The following is a 20,582-nucleotide window of genomic DNA, read 5'->3' on the forward strand; positions in this document are numbered from 1 at the left end:
ATAGCATTTCAAACAATTTATAGTAAATAATATTATAACCATCGTAATCATTTAACTAATTTGTAATTATTATAGAAACTAAGATTTTAGATATCTAAAAAATATTATATATACTGCAAACACTTGAAAACAGCGGAAACAATTATATTATTGTCTTCATTTACTGAGGAAGAATTTTATTTATTTTTCAGTAATCTGCAAAAAATTCCTCAAATTCACCCTTGTTGAGTTCCTATTGTGGCATAATGACTTTTGAGAAAAAAAGGTAGAAATATGTCAACAAAAAATAAAACTAATAATTTTGTAACGCTTCAAGAAATCGAGAAAAGTTTTTCCGCTTTTCCAGGATTCGTTGGAATAGATGCAATTTCACTACAATTTACATCCGATATCTATATTTTGAATAATTTCAACAGTAACATATTAAAATTGAATTGGCGTAATACAACTTTGTATATCAACTATCATCAATCTGGAAATATAAAGAGACTAACTTTAAAATCAAATGAATTTGGAAAAATTACAATCGATAAGCAGGATTCAAATTCAAGTCAAGGTTTAGTTACAATCGATTTGATTACTGAACATATAAATATCCGTACATCATCTATTCTCGAAATTCAAAATAGAATTCTAGAATTAATTTTTGAAATTTCAAAAAATATTGAAATAAATATAGAAACCCCATCAGGAAAAAACATCGTTATCAAGGAAATCGAAATTGCTTTTACATTCGCAAATTTGAATCGTATACATTTACAAACAAGATTGCTTTTATTTCGTTGCTTCATTAATGATCCACAACCAAATTTAAAACGTTACGATATAAAATGTGATAGCGAGGATTATCATATTATCGAATCTTGCGTTGGAAAATTTCAAAAATATGTGTTATATGATAAAACCGCAAAATTAATTAACGATGGCTATTTAAAAGATTTAAAAAATTACACTTTCAGAATATATAGGTTAGAAATAACATTAAAGAAAAGTAAAGTTACCAACGCACTTAACACAAATACTCTAGCTGACCTGCATGACGAAAATATTATTAACTTTTTAAAACAGGAAGGGCAAAAAGCTTTCAACAATTATATCAATTTAATTAATGAATCTATTAAACAAACAGATGAGGAATTAGAATTTTTTTATCACAAAAATCAATCATATGATTATATAGATAAATACTTAATTAATCTGATAAATAATGTCACAAAGCATATAACAGTTAATACATTAGATGAAGAAATATTCATCTATTTGAAATTATCATTCTTAGATAATCTCAAAAATAAAGCACGAACAATTAGATCGTTTCTAAAAAAAAGTATGGAGCAAAATGATATCAAAGAATATTATTTATCCGAAATGATCTCATGGCAAACGTTGCTTTTGTTAAACTATTTTTGGAAATTTCTATGTTATATTAGTAATTCAAAAAAATCATTATCAGTACCTATCCAAAAAACAAATGGGTTAGTATATATTCTACAAATCAAAAGGTATAGCAATAATACTCGTTTGAAAGTATTTGAAGATATCATTCGCAATAAAACGAAAAGTACGACATTCGAAAATGTGATAAAACAGCGATGGCGTAATCTTGACCTTACAAAAGTTATTAAAAAAATAAGAATTATTTTATAAAAAAGAGGACAACTAAATGAATACATTAACAATAAATATTGACGGATTAACAATTTCATTACCTGAATCTCACATAATCGTAGAAAAATCTGAGTTTGAAAAACTACAGAAAGCATCGGAAATAGGACATTACCTATCAATGAATCAGGTATTAGAGATGATTTCTGTTTCACGACCGTGGCTCATTGAAAATGTACTGTATAAAACTAACATACGAGATCAAATAGATATTGATAAAAATCCAGACGGATTTGTAAAATATCCCGCTTCTCAAGGGGGAAGATATTACTTCCTTGCTTCAAAAACAAAAGAATACTTCGAGACGCATTTTAGAGACATAATGAATAAAAAATGATAGGATGATAGAGATAATATCTTGATTATCCTTTATAGAAAGAGGTAATCATGTCTATCTCCTACCAACAGAGAGGTAAAAAGAAACTTTGGAATTATCGAATTTTCGATAAAAATAAAAAATTAGTCACATCAAAAGGAGGTTTTAGAACCAAAACTGAAGCAAAACAAGAGGCAATTCAATTAGAAATAGAACTACTCAAAGGCTTCAAGATTGATAATCAAGCATCGTTATCAAACCTATGGGAACAATGGTTTGAATTATATATCATACCACAAAACTTTAAAGAATCAACTTTAAATAAACATAAAAATTTTGGCAATCATATAAAAAAATTTTTTGGCGACACACCATTAAGAGACATTAAAGCAAGTGTTTACCAAAAGTTCATAAATCAGTTTGCAGAAAAAAATGTTAAAGAAACTGTTCGACGATTAAATAATGAAGTCAAACAAATACTATCTTTCGCGAAAAAAGAACGAATTTTCTTTCACGATTTTACGAAAGATGTCAAAATAACTGGGCGTCCATCCAAAAAACATCGTAGTGAGAAATATATTCATAGCAAATCAGACTATTTCAAGTTGCTAAATTATTTGGAAAATACAGCAAACTATGAGAAAAGTGTAATTCCGTATCTACTTTTTGTTCAACTTAAAACTGGTATGCGTTTTGCTGAAGTTTTAGGATTAACATGGGATTGTATACTATGGGATGAAAAAAGTATCTATACATATCGTCGATATGATTCAACGAATAAAAAATGGACTGATGCCAAAACTCCTGATTCAATTAGAACAATTCCGATTGATGACGAACTTATCGAAATATTACTTAGAATAAAAAAGGAACAAAGTATGTATTATCTTCAAAATCCTGATAATATGCTATTTGTAAATTTTTATTCTGGTATCCCGACAAATAATGCGTGTAATAAACATCTACAGTCTATCTTAAAAAAATTGGATATTATACCATTAAATCTAACTTGTACAGGAAATCGCCACACATATGCTTCAATTCTGATATCTGAAGGCATTGATTTATGGGTTCTTGCTAAAATTATGGGTCATAAGGACATCACTCAAATCATAGAAACTTACGGTCATTTGATTAATGAAAAGGAGAAAAAAGAAAATGATCGAATTCGTCTATTGCTAATTTACGATAAATCAATAGATCATGGTTGAACAAAAGTTGAACAAATTAAAAAGAAACGCTGATGTTACAACGTTTCTCAAGTCATATCTATCTCCCCTGCAGGAATCGAACCTGCAACTAATTCTTAGGAGGAATTTGTTATATCCATTTAACTAAGGGAAGGTTACCCTTCTATTGTAACCTAGAAGGGAAAGGATTGCAAGACTGGATTAGTCTGCTGCGTGCTTACGGTATTTTTCCATTTTGGCTTTGAACAATTCCCCATTGCTAGGTGCCGTGTAGGTAACCGCATTCGCTCCAGCCTCAATGACTGTGCGAATGCTGTCTTCGGTCGGACCGCCTGTTGCAATAATCGGAAATTCGGGGAAATCTTGACGAATCTTGGCCACAACCCGCGCAGTATCTGCTCCACAAGAAACATTGAGAATATCAACACCAGCCTCAATCCGGGCCTTAATATTTGATTTCTCAGAAACTACCGTATAGATGATAGGAATATCCACAACCTTGTTGATTTCCTGTATAGTATCGACATTGGTCGGACCATTGACAACAACCGCATAGGCACCTTCTGATTCAGAAAAGAGGCTCATATTAGCAGAGCGGAGACCTGTGGTCAAGCCACCACCCACACCTGCAAGTACAGGAACTGAAGCTACCAGCATGATGCTCTTCAGGATAGCTGGACTAGGCGTAAAAGGATAGACTGCTAACACAGCGTCCGCATTATGATTGGCAATAATCGCAACATCCGTCGTAAACAAAATCGAGCGGATTCTGCGTCCGTAAATCATGATACCGCTACATTCTTTGATAATATTAGGCATCTGCACAATATCCTGGCGCAAATCTGACAAGATTGACGGTGGAACTGGCTTGGTCATAGGTCACCTCCATTTTTATATTTTAGAACATCAAGACTAGTCGCAAAAGGAAACTCCTCATCTCAGCAAGAACATTTCCCATCCTTAGCTGAAAATTGAAAACCTCATGTCCACTTAGACTTCTAGACTAGTTAGATTTCGGTTTAATAATATTCATTATAACACATTTTTATCAGGAATAGGAAGCTATCCCTGAAAAAATCAAAAAATCCGGAAAATCGTCCGGATCCTTTGAACTATTTGGTAGATTTGCGAACCTTAATGCCGTGATTCAGAATGACTTCACGGTTTTCCAATTCTTCCTTGTGCATGATTTTGGTCAGCATCCGCATGGCAATGGCACCAATATCATACAATGGCTGATTGATAGAAGTCAGGTTAGGTCGTGTAAACTTGGTCACCAGTGAATCATCGCTTGTAATGATTTCAAAATCTTCTGGAACGCTGAGACCCTTGTCTGAAATACCATTCAAGAGACCTGCTGCAATTTCATCTTCTGCCACCAAGGCTGCCGTCGCACCTGCGTTCAAGATACGTTCAGCAAGAGCATAGCCTTCTTCATACTTATACTTAGATTCAAAGACTAGGCCTTCGCTAAAGTCCAAGCCCGCTTCTTGCAAGCCATCCTTATAACCAGCAAAGCGGACCTTGCCATTGATATCATCAACCAACGGTCCAGATACAAAGGCGATTTTCTTGTTGTTTTTAGCCAACAGGGTAACCGCATCCTTGCTTGCTGCAGCGTAGTCAATGTTTACGCTCGGCAATTGTTTTTCCAAATCAACCGTACCAGCCAGAACAATCGGTGTACGTGAACGAGAAAACTCCGCACGAATCTTATCTGTCAAATGGTAGCCCATGAAAATGATACCATCCACCTGTTTTGAAAAGAGGGTGTTGACCACATTAATCTCTTTTTCATCGTTCTCATCGCTATTGGCAAGGACGATATTATACTTATACATATCGGCAATGTCATCAATCCCCTTAGCCAGGGTTGCAAAGTAAGCGTTAGCAATATTTGGGATAACCACACCAACAGTCGTCGTCTTCTTGCTGGCCAAGCCACGGGCAACGGCGTTAGGACGGTAATCCAAGCGCTCGATGACCTCTAAGACTTTTTTGCGGGTATTTTCCTTAACGTTCTTATTTCCATTGACAACGCGGGAAACGGTCGCCATAGAGACCCCAGCTTCGCGGGCAACGTCATATATCGTTACCGTATCATCAGTATTCAACATATTTGTGTTTCCTTTCACCTTTCTTTTTCTTTGAAAATTACGCTTTCACTCTCTTATAGTGTATCACTTTTTGTAAACACTTTCAAGAGAAAAATAGGACTTTTTCGCTAGGACTTGCAAATTTTTTGATTTTTTGAAACAATAGTCCATATAATAAACGAAAATTTCATTTTTCTTATCATCAAAAGAAAGGTATGCCTATGTCTAAATTACAATATGTACAAGATTACCTAGAAAACAATCAACTTGAATTGGCCATTTTCTCAGATCCTTCCAGTATCTACTACCTGACCGGCTATCACGCTGACCCACACGAACGCCACATGTTCCTCTTTGTCATGCCAGACCATGAACCGCTCCTCTTCCTACCAGCTCTCGATGTCGAGCGCGCTCGTGCAACTGTTTCATTCCCCGTAGCTGGCTACATGGATTCTGAAAATCCTTGGAAAATCATCCAAGCAAGGCTGCCAAGCAAGGCCTTCAAAGCTGTTGGTGCTGAATTTGACAATATGAATTTGACCCGCTACCACGGTCTCCAGTCTATTTTTAATCAGCCTTTCTCAGACATCACTCCGCTGATCAATACCATGAAATTGATTAAATCCCGCGATGAAATTGAAAAAATGTTTATCGCAGGTGAATTTGCGGACAAGGCCATGCAGGTCGGATTTGACAACATTTCCTTGAATGTCACAGAAACCGACATTATAGCCCAGATTGAATTTGAAATGAAAAAACAAGGCATTTCAAAAATGAGTTTCGATACCATGGTCTTGACCGGTGATAATGCAGCTAATCCTCACGGCATTCCCGCTACTAATAAGATTGAAAACAATGCCCTGCTTTTGTTTGACTTGGGCGTAGAAACGCTAGGCTACACTTCTGATATGACACGGACAATTGCGGTCGGTCAGCCTGATCAATTCAAAAAAGACATTTACAATCTCTGTTTAGAGGCCCACATGGCAGCTGTCGAGATGATTAAACCCGGTGTGACTGCTGGTGAAATTGACTACGCTGCTCGCTCTGTTATTGAAAAATCTGGTTATGGCGAGTATTTCAACCACCGTCTGGGCCACGGTTTGGGAATGAGCGTTCATGAATTTCCATCTATCATGGAAGGCAATGATTTGGTTATTCAAGAGGGCATGTGTTTCTCTGTTGAGCCAGGTATCTACATTCCGGGCAAGGTCGGCGTCCGCATTGAGGATTGCGGTCATGTGACCGAGAACGGCTTTAATGTCTTTACCAAGACGCCGAAAGAACTCTTGTATTTTGATGTATAAAAAGAGAACCTCCTACTATTTTGTAGGAGGTCATTTACTTACCTATTTTTTTAGAAAAGTTGTTAATAGTCGAAAAGCATGGATCATTAGAATAACAAGAATAGCAATAACATTGATAAAAAGTGGTATTATTACGAAAGCAAGTCCATATATAGCAATGATAGTTGCATCTTCTATCTCAGCTCTGTTACTCAAGTACATCATATATAAATAGCTGGATGCCAAAATGAAAAAAATAACATAAATACCTTTGGTCCAATAGTGATATAAAAATCTATAAATCAAGGCATTTCCAACTAGCGTAGCAATAATAAGTAGTAAAATTAGCCAGTTTTCGACTAAATAAAGGAGCCAAAATATGAAAGGGAGACTCATCGATACCAACAAAGTCCCTAATATCAGACCCGCTCTTTTAAGAATTACATTCATACTTGATTAAAAATTTCGACCATTTTTGCCGTAGCCATATTTTTCCATAAAGTCCTGACGGAATTCGAGCAGGTTATCGTCCATGATAGCCTGACGAACATTTTTCATGAGGTTAATCAAGAAGAAGAGATTGTGGTAGCTGGTCAAGCGGATACCAAATGTCTCGTCGGCCTTAAGTAAATGACGGAGATACGCACGTGTGTAGTTTTTACATGTGTAGCAATCGCACTCTGGATCTAATGGTGTAAAGTCCTCAGCGAACTGAGCGTTTTTAACCACAAGACGTCCTTGACTGGTCATGCAAGTTCCATTACGTGCAATGCGTGTTGGTAGTACACAGTCAAACATATCAACCCCACGAATCACACCATCAATCAAGCTATCTGGTGCTCCAACACCCATGAGGTAACGAGGCTTATTCTCTGGCAATAGTGGGGTGGTGAAATCCAAGACTGCATTCATCTCATCATGGGTCTCACCGACAGCCAAACCACCGATGGAATAGCCCGGAAAATCCATGCTGACCAGATCGCTAGCTGATTGGCGACGGAGGTCTTCAAAACCAGCCCCTTGGACAATCCCGAAGAGCCCTTGGTCATGCGGGCGACGGTGAGCCTTTAGACCACGCTCCGCCCAACGGCTGGTCCGTTCAATGGACTTCTTGACATAGTCATACGGTTGGTAGAATTGCGGGCATTCATCAAAGCTCATCATGATGTCAGAACCAAGATTATTCTGGATGGAAATGGCTTTTTCCGGCGACAGGAACATCTTACTACCATTGAGATGGTTTTTAAAGGTCACACCTTCCTCGGAAATATTGCGGCTATCTGCCAGCGAATAAACCTGGAAACCGCCCGAATCTGTCAAAATCGGCTGGTCCCAATTCATGAATTTGTGGAGTCCACCGGCACGCGCAATCAGCTCATCACCAGGACGAAGCCAGAGATGATAGGTATTGGACAAAATAATGCCCGACCCCATTTCTTTCAGCTCCTCAGGCGACATGGTCTTGACCGTCGCTTGCGTTCCCACTGGCATAAACATAGGCGTTGGGAAGGTCCCGTGTGGTGTGATAATCTCACCCAAACGAGCACCTGTGTGCTTTTCTTTCTTGATCAAGCGATACTTGATTGGTACATCTGTCATATATATTTACCTCCTACCAGGAAAAACAGTCCTGGGAAAATCAACAGGGCTCAGCTGAGCCTGCAACTAATCTAGTCTATCAAAATTTACCTTTCTTGTCACTTGAAACTGTGTTAAAATATGGAGGAAAGGAAGGCTTTATGTTTACACTATCATCTATTCGCCAAAAAGCTCGCCTGAGCCTGAGAAGGAATCCTACTAGCTTTAAAATCGTTTTACTTCCTGTCCTTCTCACTCTGCTGATCAATCTATTTACAAATTCCCAGACAGATATGGAGCGTGTTGCAGACATTAGCCAGGACACCCAGGCTAGCATTTATTACCTACTGTCCATTTTAGGATTTACAAGCTTCTACAGGTTGCTCCTTGCTCTTCTGCTACTCTCCGTCTCCTACAGCCTATTCCTATTGATGTTGGGCAAAAAAGCGACAGGGAAACTTTCTGATAGCCTAGCTATCTTCAGCCATCCATCATTTGGAAAATTCTTGGCGGTTTTCAGTTTAAAAACAATCCTGCTCATTCTCTGGAGCTTGATTTTCTACATCGGTGCCTTCTTGCTGCTAGGGTCTAGTATCCTCATCGGCAACCTGTCCGCAGAACTGCTTCAAGCCAACTCGGTTGAAGTACAGGAAAGCCTGACTGGCATGATAGCTATCGGCTTTTTGGTTTTTATTGCTGGTTTGTTCCTGGTCTGCATTGGTCTGGCCATCTATTTGCCACAGGTCTATGCCTATTCCCAGGCTGAGAACATTCTCTTCCAACGCTTGGAAGCGGACACTTATACCAGTGCCAGAGCCATTTTGAAGGAAAGCCGTCAATTGATGAAGGGCTACAAATGGAAACGATTCCTCTTGGATTTGAGCTTCTTGGGATGGTTTATCTTGACCATTATCACTAGCGGACTTGCGGATTTCTATGTTCTTCCCTATCACAAGACTGCCCAGATTTATTTCTATCAGGCTATTCTGGAAGAAAAAAGTACCAAATCAATATAATTCGACCATTCAAAAAGCGATGTCCGCTCACTTGCGGCATCGCTTTTTATTTATGTTCTTAGTTAATACTATGCTCCTGTCATGGCCAAGTATTCAATCTTGATGCACTTGTTCATGACAATGGCAGAGCGCCCAGCCTGACGCAGGATCTCTTCTGCTTCTTGGCTCTCCAAACCCAGCTGAGCCCAAAAGATTTTAGCATCTGTTTGGATAAATTCACGCGCTACATCGGGCAAGAATTCACTGCGACGGAAAATATCGACAATGTCAATCGGCTGGTCAATATCCAGCAGACTAGCATAGACTGGCTCACCAAGAATGGTTTGGCCAACTGCCGTCGGATTAACAGGAATAATCTTGTAACCAGCCTCCTGAATGAGCTTGGAAACCCGATAGGATGTGGCATCCTCACGAGCAGACAAGCCCACAACCGCAATGGTCTTGGCGTTTCTCAGATAATCAAAGATGACATTCTGATCTGGATTTTGAAAAGAATAGGTCATAACTACCTCCTTTTAAGAGTGATAATGATAGACAAATAGGAAAATCAAGAGGGCAAGCAGGCACACCGGGCGGATAAGCCTGACTTCTCTCTTGCTCAGTATCGAACGACCTGGCATTTGGGGAAAGAGGGCCACCAAAACTGCCGTAGCAGCCAGACCTATATTGGCCAGATAGGCCATCTTGGTCAGACTTGCCAGTAGGAAGCTCAGAAATGTAAGTCCTACTCCCAACAGAATCATTTGCCCATAGGTCCGTGTTTGCAGCCATTCTTGCATCATGGTCGTCCTCTGAGTGTTCTTATTTCTTAGAAAGGGAATAAACTACATCCTTAAGCTGACCGATAGCTTTCTTGAGTGCTGTACGGTCCTTGTCCAAGCCTGGATCCAACGAGTAGTAGATAGAGCCTACAACAACAGAATCATCATACTCTCCAGTTGATTCCATCCGATAGAAGGTCAGGCGGGCCATTTTTTGATCGTTCATAATCTGACGACCGGCCTTCCACTCCTGGTCATTGATGATCACAACTGACTGCTCAATGAAATTGTGGTTGGTTTCCGCCATACGGGCAGCCAACTCTTCTTCGTTCATGTTAACACCTTCTTCCAGTGGTGACTTGTTGAAAGCATTGATATTGTAGAGTTGAACCATGTAGTTGTTAGCGCCTTCCTTGACATCGTAAACCGCAGCTAGGGTCTCATCTTCTGTGTTTTCTTTATTGATGGTCCAGTTGGCAGGCACATCGTAGTAGCGCCAATTTTCTTTGATATTGCCGTTTTCATCACGTTCCGCAACACCATTGTTAGCCGCATGTATCTTATGACCTTTTTGCGTCTCATCAGCTGGCGGATTATCATTGACAGCAACGACTGGGACATTGACAAGAACATTGAAATGTTCATTTGTGGTGTCTTGTTTTTCTTTTAAAATAGGCAATTGAGTTGAGAAATCATCACCCGAAGGATTGGTTCCCTTGTTTTCTTTCTTCTGGCCACAGCCAACGAGAATCACACTAAACAAGGCAAGTAGAAGAATTGATTTTTTCACGTTATTTCCTTTCTTATTTAGCTTCATACCAGGTCTGACCGGCATTTTCATCCGCAAGCAGTGGCACAGACAGGGCAATGGCGCTTTCCATCGTTTCCTTAACCATAGCTTTGACCGTTTCCAGCTCTGCCATTGGTACCTCCAAAACAATCTCATCATGGACCTGAAGGAGCATGCGGGTAGATAGACCAGCCTCGGTCAGGGCCTTGTCCAAGTTAATCATAGCCACCTTGAGAATGTCTGCGGCCGATCCTTGAATCGGTGAGTTGATGGCTGTCCGCTCCGCAAAATTCCGGACGTTGAAGTTGCGAGAGTTAATATCTGGTAATTCTCGACGGCGCTTGTAGATGGTTTCTACAAAGCCCTTATCTCGTGCCTCACGGACGATGGTCTCCATGTAGTTCTTGATACCTGGGAAACGTTCAAAATAGGTGTCGATGTAATTCTTAGCCTCTTTTCTCGTGATTCCGAGGTTGTTAGAAAGTCCGAAGTCAGAAATGCCGTAGACCACACCAAAGTTGACAGCCTTGGCATTGCGACGGTCGTTAGCTGTCACATCTTCTGATTTTTCAATGCCAAAGACCCGCATAGCTGTCGAGGTATGAATGTCTGCCCCCTGCTGGAAGGCCTCAATCAAGTGCTGGTCCTGGGAAATATGGGCCAGGACACGGAGCTCAATCTGCGAATAGTCCGATGCCAGAAGAACGCTGTCTTCCAGCGAAGGCACAAAGGCCTTACGAATGAGACGACCCTGCTCCAGGCGGACCGGAATATTCTGCAGGTTGGGGTCTGTTGAAGACAGACGCCCTGTCTGGGTCAGGTCCTGGACATAGCGGGTGTGAATCTTGCCATCTGCTAGGATAGCATCCTGCAAGCCAATGACATAAGTAGACTGGAGCTTGCTAATCTGACGGTATTCCAAAATTTTCGACACGACTGGGGCAATAGGCGCCAGACGCTCCAGGACATCAACGGCCGTTGAATAGCCCGTCTTGGTCTTTTTAGTATATTCCAATGGTAGGCCCATATCCTCAAAGAGAATGGTGCCCAGCTGCTTAGGCGAATTTATATTGAATTCCTGACCAGCCAGCTCATAGATTTCCTTGGTCAGTTGGTCGATGAGGATCTCATTTTCAGCCTGCATGGCTTGGAGAGTCTCTTTTTCTACCTTGATACCGGCAATTTCCATCTTGGCAAGGACATCCGCCAGGGGCAATTCCATCTCGTAGAAGAGCGCCAATTGCTCATGTTCTTCGAGTTTTGCCAGCATAGCTTGCTCAGTCTCAATCAAGACCTGGACCTTACGAGCCAGATGCGGGAAGAATTCCTCACGGGCTGGTAGGGCCAATTTGGCTCCCTTACCATAGACCGCCTCATCTGGCACCAAGCTAGTCTGACCGTAGAGGTTGGCAATGGTGGTCAAGGTATTGTCCTCAACTGTTGACAGGAGATACTTGGCCAAGCGACTGTCAAAGCTGGCAAGAGGAAGGTTCAGGCTCTTTCTAGCCAAGAGAACCTTACCACGTTTGAAATCATAGGTCTTAATGGTCTGATGTTCCAAGAAATCACGCAGGATAGGACTGTCCAGTAATTCTGGACCACCGACATAAATCCCGTCCTTATCGCCCCAGGCCAGGCCAACAATTTCCTCTCGGTGGTAATTTTCACCTAGAATCTCAAAATAGAAGAACTGGTCCTTCTTGAGCATATCAGCCGTCACATCTGTAACCGTTTGGAAATCCAGTACTACTTCCTCTTGGGTCTCGGTCACTCCCAGCTGGGCCCGGAGTTGCTTAAATCCCATGTCATCGTAGAATTGAGCCAGCTCCTCAATATTTGAACCAGTGTAGGCAATGTCGTCCAGGCCAATCTCAATCGGAGCATTGGTATCAATAGTCGCAAGGGTCTTAGACAGGAAGGCCTGGTCCTTGTCGTTGATGAGGTTTTCCTTCATCTTGGAGGCCTTCATGCTGTCTATATTTTCGTAGATCCCCTCTAAGCTGCCGTGTTCAATGAGGAGCTTGAGACCCGTCTTTTCACCGATTTTAGTCACGCCAGGGATATTATCCGACTTATCCCCCATGAGGGCCTTGAGGTCGATAAACTGGGCTGGGGTAATCCCCATTTTTTCCATGAGGTAAGCTGGGGTAAATTCCTCAAATTCTGCCACGCCTTTCTTGGAAATCTCCACAACTGTATTTTCATCTGTCAGCTGGATCAAGTCCTTGTCACCACTGACAATGGTTACATCAAAAGGAGTCTCTATCCGCTCTGCCATTTTGTCCAAGGTACCGATAATATCATCTGCCTCGTACTGTGCCAGCTCATAGTGCTTGACCCCCATGGCATCCAGCATCTGACGGATAAAAGGGAACTGCTCGCGGAACTCGTCCGGTGTCTTGGCGCGGCCCGCCTTATAGTCGGCGTACATCTCCGTCCGGAAGGTGGTCTTACCAGCATCAAAAGCCACAAGAATGTGGGTCGGCTCAATCCGCTTCATCATGTGGTCCAGCATAAGGTTAAAGCCATAAATCGCGTTGGTGTGGAGCCCAGTCGGACTCTTAAAACGGTCAATTTGGTTGTAGAGTGCAAAGAAAGCACGGAAGGCTACAGAAGAGCCGTCGATTAGTAAAAGCTTGTTTTTATTCATAGGTCTATTATAGCATGAAAAGGAGGTTTTGGTGGGCTGGGGAGGGCTGGAAAAAGAAAAATCCTAGCTAGGTTGCTAGGACTTCCTGAAGGTTTCATCAAATAAATTCTACTCCACTGACTTGAGGGCTTCCAGCATATCGACCTTTCTGAGCTGGTGGTTGACATACCAGCCCAGGCCTGCCAGAATGCCCACTATGGCTAGGACAGGGATGATGTAGACTTCTGCACCCACATGAGGATTAAAGCGAATGGAGTCTGAGCCAATCATGGCCAGGAGCAGGCGGTGCAGGTAAAAACCTGATACCAGACCGACCAGCACGCCAATCAAGGACAGGGCAATGGTTTCCCGGTAGATATACATGGTCACTTCCTTATTGTGGAATCCCAGCACCCGAATGGTAGACAGCTCCCGGATTCGCTCGGACATGTTGATGATGGTCAGATTGTAGAGGATGACCAAGCCCAGCAGGATAGAGAGAACCACTAAGATGGTCATGACCGACTGCAAGGAGCCTGCCATGGCCGTCAGCATGTTCATGAGCGAAGTATTTTGCACCAGACTCTTGACTCCAGGCATGGCTAGGAGCTGACTGGCTGTATCTTGGACCTGGTCGACTTGCCCCTGCTTGAGCTGGACCAGATAGCCATTAGCCGTCCGCCGCTTGCCCGTCACCTGCTCATAGTAGGCGTCCGTCATATAGATGAAGTGACCTGCATACATCTCGGCTACATCGGCCACACGGACGGTCACTTGCTCATCTTCCAGAGTCAGCTTGAGCTTATCACCCCTTCCGACACCGTAGAGCTGGGCCAGTTTTTCCGTTAGGACAATGCCCCTGCCACTAAGCTGGATGGACTGACCAGCCTTATTTTCCAGGCTGACCAGATTTCCTATATCCTCTCTGTCCGTCACATAGATACCGACAGACAGTTTTTTTCTCACATCGCCAATCTGCAGGGTCTGATTGGTCTGTTCAAAGGCAATTGGCAAGGACTGGCGGACCTGGTTTGACTGGAGAAAGGCAGTCAACTTGTCCAAGTCCTCCTCAGAAGCTCTGCCATTTTCCACCACCAGTAGGTCATAATGGAGCAGGTCTCCAAACTGGCGATCGACCACCCCAGAGATAGAGGAGCGAATCCCCAGACCGCCAAAGAGGAGGGCGACGGTGCCGGCCACGCCAAAGATGGTCATGAGCATGCGGAGCTTGTAGCGGAAGATATTGCGGGCCGTCACCTTGTGAGTAAAGCTGAGACGAGACCAGACTGCCTGCCACTTCTCCAAAAGAATCTTGGAGCCCGCTGCTGGAGGTTTGGGCAGGAGCAAATGGGCTGGCTTTTCCTTGAGTTCCCGGTGGACCACCAGATAGGCCGGCAGGACCGAGGAAATGAGGGACAGGACCAGGGCTAGCAGGGTCCAGAGGGGATAGAAATGGAGCTTGGCAGGGCCAATCACCGTGGTCTTGGTGATGATATCCGAAATCATGGGCGACAGGGCGAAATTGCCTGCCAAAATACCAACCAAGGTGCCCAATAGACCGGCACCTAGACCATAGAGGATGAACTTGGTCATAATCTGACGGTTGGTGTAGCCCAGAGCCTTGAAGAGACCCGACTGGCTGCGCTCCTCGTCGACAAATCGAGCCATAGTGGTAAAGGTAACCAGGGCCGCTACCAGATAGAGGACTACTGGAAAGACATTACCCACTGCGGCAATAGAGCGAGTAGCATTGCTGTAGGTCGTATAGCCGTCTCCACCTGGTAGGCTGGACCGAGTAAAGACCTGATAGGGTGATTTCTCCAGCTTGGTCAAGTCTTCCTTGGCATGGGCCAATTCATCCTCGGCCTCCTTGATGTCCTTGGTGGCATCTGCTTTTTTGTTGCTGAGCTCTGCTTGGACCTGGTTCAAGTCCTGATCCGCCTGATTGAGACGGAGAGCCTCTTGATTGAGGGTCAGACTGGATGATTCCAGAAGACTAGCCCCCCATTCATAATCAGCGAAACCAGCCTGATAGGCTGCCAGACCTTGCTCGTATTGGGCCAGACCCGCCTGGTATTGGGCTAGACCTGCTTGGTGCTGGGCGTTCCATTCATTGAAGCTGGCAAGACCTGCCTCGTACTCGCCTAACTTAGCTTGGTAGAGGCTGTAGCCTGACATGTAGGTCTGATAGGCTGTGTCGTAATCCGCAGCATTGGGATCCAATTTTTCTAGGTCTGCATCCAGCTGAGCCTTGGCCTGGTTAAGCTGATTGGCAGATACTTCCAGCTGGGCATAGTTTTCTTCTAGGAAGGCACCAGTCTGGTCCAGCTGGAGCTTGCTGGCATCCAACTCTGCTTTGCTAGCTTCTAATTGGGCCTTGCTGACCATGAGTTGGTCATAGGCCGCTTGCAATTCTGCTTCAGATTGGATAATCTTGGCTCTGCCACGGGCAAATTCTGACCTACCCGTTTCCAGCTGCTCTTTACCAGACTGGAGGTCCTGCTCTGCCTTTTCCAAATCAGCCTTGGCCTTAGAAATATCCTGCTCTCCCTTGGCAATCTCTTCCTGGCCTTCCGACTGGATGCTGGCCAAACGGAGCTCGTCGTTATCAGACAGGAGCTTTTCCAAGTCTTCCTGGTGCTGCTCCAACTTGTCTTCATAGGCTGGACTGGCATAATCCAAGCCTGCCAAATCATCGTAGCGGATCCGGGCGATGGTGTAAACGTCCGAGTCGAAGGCTTCTTCCATGACCAGACCGTAGCCAGCCAGCTGTCCATTGCCGCTAGAGGCCAGACCCATGGTCGTGTTGTCCAAGATTTCCGAAGAGGCCACAAAGCCAACTACCTTGAACTGGTTTTGCGTGAGAATGGTTCCACCCTTGTCTGGCTCCGTCATGTCTATCCTGTCACCGATTTTGAAGGATGATTGAAGCGAGGGTGACAGGGCAATTTCGTCTTTTTGCTTGGGAAAATTTCCTTCCAGGAGCTGATAGCCTGAAATGGTCGGACTGGCCGAAAAGAGGCGGACTGCCTGGTCCTTTTCAAGAGTAACATCCTTAAAATATCCAGCCTCAACCCGCGCACCCTCGACGGACTCTAGCTCCTTGATGTCATCCCGAGAAATTCCCAGACCAGATAGGACAGCCAAGTCCATGGTCTGATGCTCTTGCAAATACGCCTGGGCAGTTCTCTCCATATTTGGGGCCGTGACCTTGAGCCCTGTCAGAGCAAGAGCTCCAAGCATCATGAGGCTAAAGATAGACAGGAAACGCCCCTTGGAAGTCGTCAGGGCCTGACCAATGTCCTTCCAATAAATCTTCTTTTTCATAGCCACCTCCTAGTACTCCAGACTGGCGATGTCCTGGGGATAAGGATTGAGAACAATCTCATGCACACGCGCATCCCGCATCCGAATGACCCGGTCCGCGATAGGAGCAAGCGCCGCATTGTGGGTGACAATAATCACGGTCGCCCCCTGCTTGCGGGACATGTCCTGGAGGATTTGCAGGACCTGCTTGCCTGTCTGGTAGTCCAGGGCACCTGTCGGCTCGTCACAGAGTAAGAGCTTAGGCTTTTTGGCGACGGCTCTGGCAATGGCAACCCGTTGCTGCTCACCGCCTGACAACTGGGCTGGAAAATTATTGATTCGATGACCCAGGCCAACCTGCTCCAAGACCTCTTCCGCATCCAGGGCATCCTGGACGATTTCTGCAGCTAATTCCACATTTTCCTTGGCAGTCAAATTGGCAACCAAGTTATAAAATTGAAAGACAAAACCTACATCATCTCTACGATAATTGGTCAATTCATGGCTGGACAGATTGGCAATGTCCACACCGTCAACCCAGACCTCCCCCTCATCGTTGCTGTCCATGCCTCCTAAGATATTGAGCAGGGTGGATTTTCCCGCACCAGACGAGCCCAGAATGATGACCAGCTCCCCCTTTTCAATCTCAAAGGACACACCGTCATTTGCCACAATGGTGGCATCCCCCATTTGGTAGTATTTTGACGAATTGATTACTTGGATATAAGACATGCTGCACCTCGCTTTTCTTAGTAATATTATAACATAAAAAGAGGGTGCTCACCCCCTCTTAACAACTATTACACTTGGGCAATAGCAGAGCCGCCATAGAGTTTAAGTTCTTCTCTGATCGTTTGGTAGTAATATCGGTCAAAGGCCCGCCAAGCCTGCCTGCTGGTTTCACTCAATCGCAGGTCGCCAAGTCCAACCAAAAAACTGGTCGAACGGTAGAATTTCTCAATCGCAATCAGTTCTGTATTGGTGACCGACTTGGCCTCCGACAATATGCGAGTCGTCTCTGTCAGATTATGTTGCAATCGCTGTTCATCAGCTGTTCCTCGTTTGTCTGCTTGGAAGGCCCGATTCAAGTCTTGAATGAGGGCCAAAACGTCTTGAATAATCTGTGTCTTTTCCATAAAAGACCCTCCTTGTTTTTGATAAATTTAGTATATCAAATCAAACAAAAATATTCAAGTTCTTTATTATTTCATAATATTAATTCCCCCAGGATCAAATCCATCAGAAGTTCTCGTAACGGTTCGTTTAAGGGGAATGATTACTATTGCGATTGCGAGAAACAGACACACGAATTTAATTATCCGTTTCATAACTACCTCCTTTTTGATATAACTAATTTTTCAATATATTTCCTTACCCATTGTTACTAAAAAATTCTTCAATGACAAATATAACTTTGTATTTCCTTGTAACTTGTATAAAACTAGTGCCTGCTCATACAAATCTAAAACTTCATCTTCTCTCAATAAGCCTTTGCTGATATTCCCCAACAAACATAGTAAATCTGGCAATAAAAAACTACTGTTGTAGGCATTCAATTGGTTGATTAGCTCTGTCACTTCATCTAAAGCTAAGTTCGTCTGTTTTCGTTTTAGAAGAAATCTAGCATAATTGTAACCAATCTTTATATAGGCTTGAAAGTCGGCATTGGTTGATAAATCAAGCTTATTTACCTCTGATTTTACATTGCTGATTAACTCCATATATTTGTCATCTTCACCAACTTCACCTAGAAAACTGGCGTAGCTGTTCAAAAAATCTAAATAAAAATAGTAATGAGGAGCGATAATGGCACTTAGTCTATCAAACTCTTTTGTCGCAAAATCCCTTTCATTGTATAAGTAAAATCGAACCAAGATAAAAATATAATCTAAATAGGCCTTATCTTCCTCATTCAATAAGTGCTTGCTTTCCACCTCTTTCACATACAATTGCTCTACAATTTCATAATTTCTGAGAAGCAATTGTTGGGAGAAAATAGTTCGTATTTTCCCTATACTATGTCTACTTTCTTGAACAAATTCCTCAAAAAAATAATTCATGGTCACACCCAGCCTATTAGACAATAGGAAAAGAATTTCCGATGAGGGAGAAAGGTTGGTATTTTCGATTCTACTAATCAAACTCTGCTCACAAATATCCTTAGCTAAAGCACTCTGAGTCAGTCCAAGTTCTTTTCTTCGTTGCTTAAAACGACTACCACTTATACTATTCATAACATACTCCAAATTTATTTAATAATATTATACACTATTCCGGAATGAATTTACTCATTTTTATATTAAAATTTTCATTTTTATATTGACTACATTTAAAAAAATTAATATAATAGTATGCAGAAAAGAGGTTTTCTACAAAAGAATGGAGAATACAACATAAAAAAGATTGTTTTGCGTTCAGCCTTGCTACTATCTATCATTAGCCCTATACTAGCAACAACTACAACTCTATCTGTAAATGCTGAAACCTCTCTAAGAGTGGCAGCAATCCCTCGTTCCTATTACATTGACAGAAAATTTTTTGTAGTTCGTAATCTAACTCAAACTAAATAATAGACAGAATACCGAAATAGCGTAAGATATTCTGGCTCTTTATGCTTAACCGATTATCAAAAAACTAGTGACGGTAGTTACTTAGCATATTATTCAGGAACTATCTCTAGATAAAAATTAATACCTGTCCCTACAATCTCTTCTCTTTTGGAGGTATCTATGTTTCAAATTGAAGGTAAGCTATTTTTCCGTAGCAAGAAAAACTTGTTCGCTATCTTGGTCATGCTGATTGCCATCCTGTCTAGTTCATTTCTAGCAGGCTACCACAATCGGCAAGCTAAATTAAAGGTCATCCAGAACTATGAACAATACATTCAAAAATTTGAAAATATCATACAAGATTTAGAAACACAGTATCAGAAACAAGCCCTCAGCAAAGAAGATTATCAGGCTGAAAAGGACTTCTTTACAGACTATATTGCCAACTACCAAAAGGAGATTGAGGCGGTCAAGAAGGAGGACTGGACCTATTTTTATGAGAAAAATATCCAGCACTATCAGCGGGATGGCCAATACATCAGCCATTCCTACCGAAGCTATGAATTTACCCCACAAACTATCGAAAATACCTACTTGATTTCCAAGTATCTGCTAGAAAAGGAGATACCCTCAGCCTTTCCAACTGAGCTTTACCTAACAGCCTTTGAACATCCCCAAACACCAACAGATAGAGAAATCGTCAAGAGCCTGGGCCAGCAGGCCTTAAAAGGAACCAGTCATGAAATCTGGCAGGGACAAAAACAGCTGGGCCTGGTCATCACCCTTCCCCTCTTTCTCTTAACTTTCACCAATTTTTTCATCAAAGACCAGCAGGGAACTAGCCGGCAGATTCGCCTTTTACAGACCCTAGGGCTGACTAGAATCCGAATCACAACCAATAAATACCTAGCCTTCCTAACACTCTATACTGCCCTCTTTCTCACCCTCTATCTGAGCCATTTGCTCATCGCATTTTTGCTAAATGGCAATAGTAGCTGGATCTATCCCGTTACCACCTATAGCAGTAGTGGACTGGCTTACAGTTTTATCACTACAGCCATTAAACCTATATATCAAGTCATCTTGCTGGCCTGTGGCATGCACTATCTCTACCTTCTATTTCTGCTGGGAGTGGCACAGACCTTGGCTAGAGTCTTAAAAAATGGACTGGCTGGACTGGTTGTCACACTAGGACTTGTCATCTCTGCCAACTTCTATCCCCATATCTTCAATCCATTCAGCCTTTGGAATGCAGGCAATCTGGCGGACGGAAGTGCTATCATCTACCAACAATTAACAGGATACAGCATTCCAAAAGTCTTTATGGTTCTTCTCATCAGTAACCTGCTCATCTATATCCTGCAATTCTATCTCCTGACAAGAAAAAGTGAGGTCTAACC

Annotated in this window: 17 protein-coding genes and 1 tRNA gene; 6 read left to right on the forward strand and 12 right to left on the reverse strand. The window is 42.6% G+C overall.

Features of this window, described 5'->3' with window-relative positions:
• The first annotated feature begins 273 nt into the window (after window positions 1-273).
• Genes ACHBIE_RS04115 through ACHBIE_RS04125 form a run of 3 tightly spaced genes read left to right on the forward strand, consistent with a single transcriptional unit; the run spans window position 274 to window position 3,192 of the window.
• Window positions 274-1,647 (forward strand): hypothetical protein, encoded by a 1,374-nt coding sequence (locus ACHBIE_RS04115; protein WP_394732772.1) that lies wholly within the window; start codon window positions 274-276, stop codon window positions 1,645-1,647.
• 16 nt (window positions 1,648-1,663) lie between these two features.
• Complete coding sequence (locus ACHBIE_RS04120) at window positions 1,664-2,002, forward strand: DUF771 domain-containing protein (RefSeq protein WP_172067137.1); 339 nt, start codon at window positions 1,664-1,666, stop codon at window positions 2,000-2,002.
• A gap of 50 nt (window positions 2,003-2,052) precedes the next feature.
• Window positions 2,053-3,192 (forward strand): tyrosine-type recombinase/integrase, encoded by a 1,140-nt coding sequence (locus ACHBIE_RS04125; RefSeq protein WP_394732773.1) that lies wholly within the window; start codon window positions 2,053-2,055, stop codon window positions 3,190-3,192.
• Window positions 3,193-3,253: 61 nt separating this feature from the next.
• On the opposite strand, the gene ACHBIE_RS04130 is transcribed toward ACHBIE_RS04125, so the two are convergent.
• The 3 genes from ACHBIE_RS04130 to ccpA form a co-directional block, all read right to left on the reverse strand.
• Window positions 3,254-3,325, reverse strand: a tRNA-Arg gene (locus tag ACHBIE_RS04130).
• 47 nt (window positions 3,326-3,372) lie between these two features.
• Window positions 3,373-4,047 (reverse strand): hydrolase, encoded by a 675-nt coding sequence (locus ACHBIE_RS04135; RefSeq protein WP_105110417.1) that lies wholly within the window; start codon window positions 4,045-4,047, stop codon window positions 3,373-3,375.
• A gap of 236 nt (window positions 4,048-4,283) precedes the next feature.
• Entirely contained in the window at window positions 4,284-5,285 is a 1,002-nt protein-coding gene (gene ccpA / locus ACHBIE_RS04140; RefSeq protein ID WP_283241320.1) for a catabolite control protein A, read from the reverse strand.
• Window positions 5,286-5,488: 203 nt separating this feature from the next.
• Between ccpA and ACHBIE_RS04145 the strand changes: the two genes are divergently transcribed.
• Window positions 5,489-6,574, forward strand: coding sequence for a Xaa-Pro peptidase family protein (locus ACHBIE_RS04145; RefSeq protein ID WP_105122539.1), 1,086 nt, complete (start codon window positions 5,489-5,491; stop codon window positions 6,572-6,574).
• 435 nt (window positions 6,575-7,009) lie between these two features.
• On the opposite strand, the gene tgt is transcribed toward ACHBIE_RS04145, so the two are convergent.
• Window positions 7,010-8,152, reverse strand: coding sequence for a tRNA guanosine(34) transglycosylase Tgt (gene tgt, locus ACHBIE_RS04150; RefSeq protein WP_105110421.1), 1,143 nt, complete (start codon window positions 8,150-8,152; stop codon window positions 7,010-7,012).
• Between the two features lie 140 nt (window positions 8,153-8,292).
• Between tgt and ACHBIE_RS04155 the strand changes: the two genes are divergently transcribed.
• Window positions 8,293-9,147 carry a DUF975 family protein gene (locus tag ACHBIE_RS04155; protein ID WP_105110422.1) on the forward strand — a complete coding sequence of 285 codons (855 nt, stop codon included), beginning with the start codon at window positions 8,293-8,295 and terminating at the stop codon, window positions 9,145-9,147.
• 68 nt (window positions 9,148-9,215) lie between these two features.
• On the opposite strand, the gene ACHBIE_RS04160 is transcribed toward ACHBIE_RS04155, so the two are convergent.
• The 8 genes from ACHBIE_RS04160 to ACHBIE_RS04195 form a co-directional block, all read right to left on the reverse strand.
• On the reverse strand, window positions 9,216-9,650 hold the full coding sequence (locus ACHBIE_RS04160) for a CoA-binding protein (RefSeq protein ID WP_125266054.1): 435 nt from the start codon (window positions 9,648-9,650) through the stop codon (window positions 9,216-9,218).
• Between the two features lie 12 nt (window positions 9,651-9,662).
• Window positions 9,663-9,929 carry a hypothetical protein gene (locus tag ACHBIE_RS04165; RefSeq protein ID WP_394732774.1) on the reverse strand — a complete coding sequence of 89 codons (267 nt, stop codon included), beginning with the start codon at window positions 9,927-9,929 and terminating at the stop codon, window positions 9,663-9,665.
• A 19-nt stretch (window positions 9,930-9,948) separates the two neighbouring features.
• Window positions 9,949-10,725 (reverse strand): glucose-6-phosphate isomerase, encoded by a 777-nt coding sequence (locus ACHBIE_RS04170; protein ID WP_394732775.1) that lies wholly within the window; start codon window positions 10,723-10,725, stop codon window positions 9,949-9,951.
• Window positions 10,712-13,348 (reverse strand): DNA polymerase I, encoded by a 2,637-nt coding sequence (gene polA, locus ACHBIE_RS04175; protein WP_394732776.1) that lies wholly within the window; start codon window positions 13,346-13,348, stop codon window positions 10,712-10,714. The genes ACHBIE_RS04170 and polA overlap by 14 nt, the downstream gene beginning before the upstream one ends.
• Before the next feature lie 108 nt (window positions 13,349-13,456).
• Window positions 13,457-16,654: an FtsX-like permease family protein gene (locus ACHBIE_RS04180; protein WP_394732777.1), complete on the reverse strand. Its 3,198-nt coding sequence runs from the start codon at window positions 16,652-16,654 to the stop codon at window positions 13,457-13,459.
• Window positions 16,655-16,663: 9 nt separating this feature from the next.
• Window positions 16,664-17,365: an ABC transporter ATP-binding protein gene (locus ACHBIE_RS04185; protein WP_394732778.1), complete on the reverse strand. Its 702-nt coding sequence runs from the start codon at window positions 17,363-17,365 to the stop codon at window positions 16,664-16,666.
• A 68-nt stretch (window positions 17,366-17,433) separates the two neighbouring features.
• Window positions 17,434-17,769: a helicase BlpT gene (locus tag ACHBIE_RS04190; protein ID WP_394732779.1), complete on the reverse strand. Its 336-nt coding sequence runs from the start codon at window positions 17,767-17,769 to the stop codon at window positions 17,434-17,436.
• Between the two features lie 222 nt (window positions 17,770-17,991).
• Window positions 17,992-18,867, reverse strand: a complete 876-nt coding sequence (locus tag ACHBIE_RS04195; protein ID WP_105110428.1) for a helix-turn-helix domain-containing protein — start codon at window positions 18,865-18,867, stop codon at window positions 17,992-17,994.
• Window positions 18,868-19,362: 495 nt separating this feature from the next.
• Between ACHBIE_RS04195 and ACHBIE_RS04200 the strand changes: the two genes are divergently transcribed.
• Window positions 19,363-20,580: a hypothetical protein gene (locus tag ACHBIE_RS04200; RefSeq protein WP_394732780.1), complete on the forward strand. Its 1,218-nt coding sequence runs from the start codon at window positions 19,363-19,365 to the stop codon at window positions 20,578-20,580.
• Window positions 20,581-20,582 lie beyond the last annotated feature (2 nt).

Origin of the sequence: Streptococcus sp. A23 (assembly GCF_043674155.1) — a bacterium.
Taxonomy (GTDB): domain Bacteria; phylum Bacillota; class Bacilli; order Lactobacillales; family Streptococcaceae; genus Streptococcus; species Streptococcus suis_V.

Excerpts from the sequence above, each read along its gene's own strand:
- ACHBIE_RS04165 (WP_394732774.1), bottom strand. The coding sequence starts at position 9,929 with ATGATGCAAGAATGGCTGCAAACACGGACCTATGGGCAAATGATTCTG.
- ACHBIE_RS04155 (WP_105110422.1), top strand. The coding sequence starts at position 8,293 with ATGTTTACACTATCATCTATTCGCCAAAAAGCTCGCCTGAGCCTGAGA.
- ACHBIE_RS04160 (WP_125266054.1), bottom strand. The coding sequence starts at position 9,650 with ATGACCTATTCTTTTCAAAATCCAGATCAGAATGTCATCTTTGATTAT.
- ACHBIE_RS04190 (WP_394732779.1), bottom strand. The coding sequence starts at position 17,769 with ATGGAAAAGACACAGATTATTCAAGACGTTTTGGCCCTCATTCAAGAC.
- ACHBIE_RS04135 (WP_105110417.1), bottom strand. The coding sequence starts at position 4,047 with ATGACCAAGCCAGTTCCACCGTCAATCTTGTCAGATTTGCGCCAGGAT.
- ACHBIE_RS04120 (WP_172067137.1), top strand. The coding sequence starts at position 1,664 with ATGAATACATTAACAATAAATATTGACGGATTAACAATTTCATTACCT.
- ACHBIE_RS04125 (WP_394732773.1), top strand. The coding sequence starts at position 2,053 with ATGTCTATCTCCTACCAACAGAGAGGTAAAAAGAAACTTTGGAATTAT.
- ACHBIE_RS04185 (WP_394732778.1), bottom strand. The coding sequence starts at position 17,365 with ATGTCTTATATCCAAGTAATCAATTCGTCAAAATACTACCAAATGGGG.
- tgt (WP_105110421.1), bottom strand. The coding sequence starts at position 8,152 with ATGACAGATGTACCAATCAAGTATCGCTTGATCAAGAAAGAAAAGCAC.
- polA (WP_394732776.1), bottom strand. The coding sequence starts at position 13,348 with ATGAATAAAAACAAGCTTTTACTAATCGACGGCTCTTCTGTAGCCTTC.
- ACHBIE_RS04200 (WP_394732780.1), top strand. The coding sequence starts at position 19,363 with ATGTTTCAAATTGAAGGTAAGCTATTTTTCCGTAGCAAGAAAAACTTG.
- ACHBIE_RS04195 (WP_105110428.1), bottom strand. The coding sequence starts at position 18,867 with ATGAATAGTATAAGTGGTAGTCGTTTTAAGCAACGAAGAAAAGAACTT.
- ACHBIE_RS04180 (WP_394732777.1), bottom strand. The coding sequence starts at position 16,654 with ATGAAAAAGAAGATTTATTGGAAGGACATTGGTCAGGCCCTGACGACT.
- ACHBIE_RS04115 (WP_394732772.1), top strand. The coding sequence starts at position 274 with ATGTCAACAAAAAATAAAACTAATAATTTTGTAACGCTTCAAGAAATC.
- ACHBIE_RS04145 (WP_105122539.1), top strand. The coding sequence starts at position 5,489 with ATGTCTAAATTACAATATGTACAAGATTACCTAGAAAACAATCAACTT.
- ACHBIE_RS04170 (WP_394732775.1), bottom strand. The coding sequence starts at position 10,725 with ATGAAGCTAAATAAGAAAGGAAATAACGTGAAAAAATCAATTCTTCTA.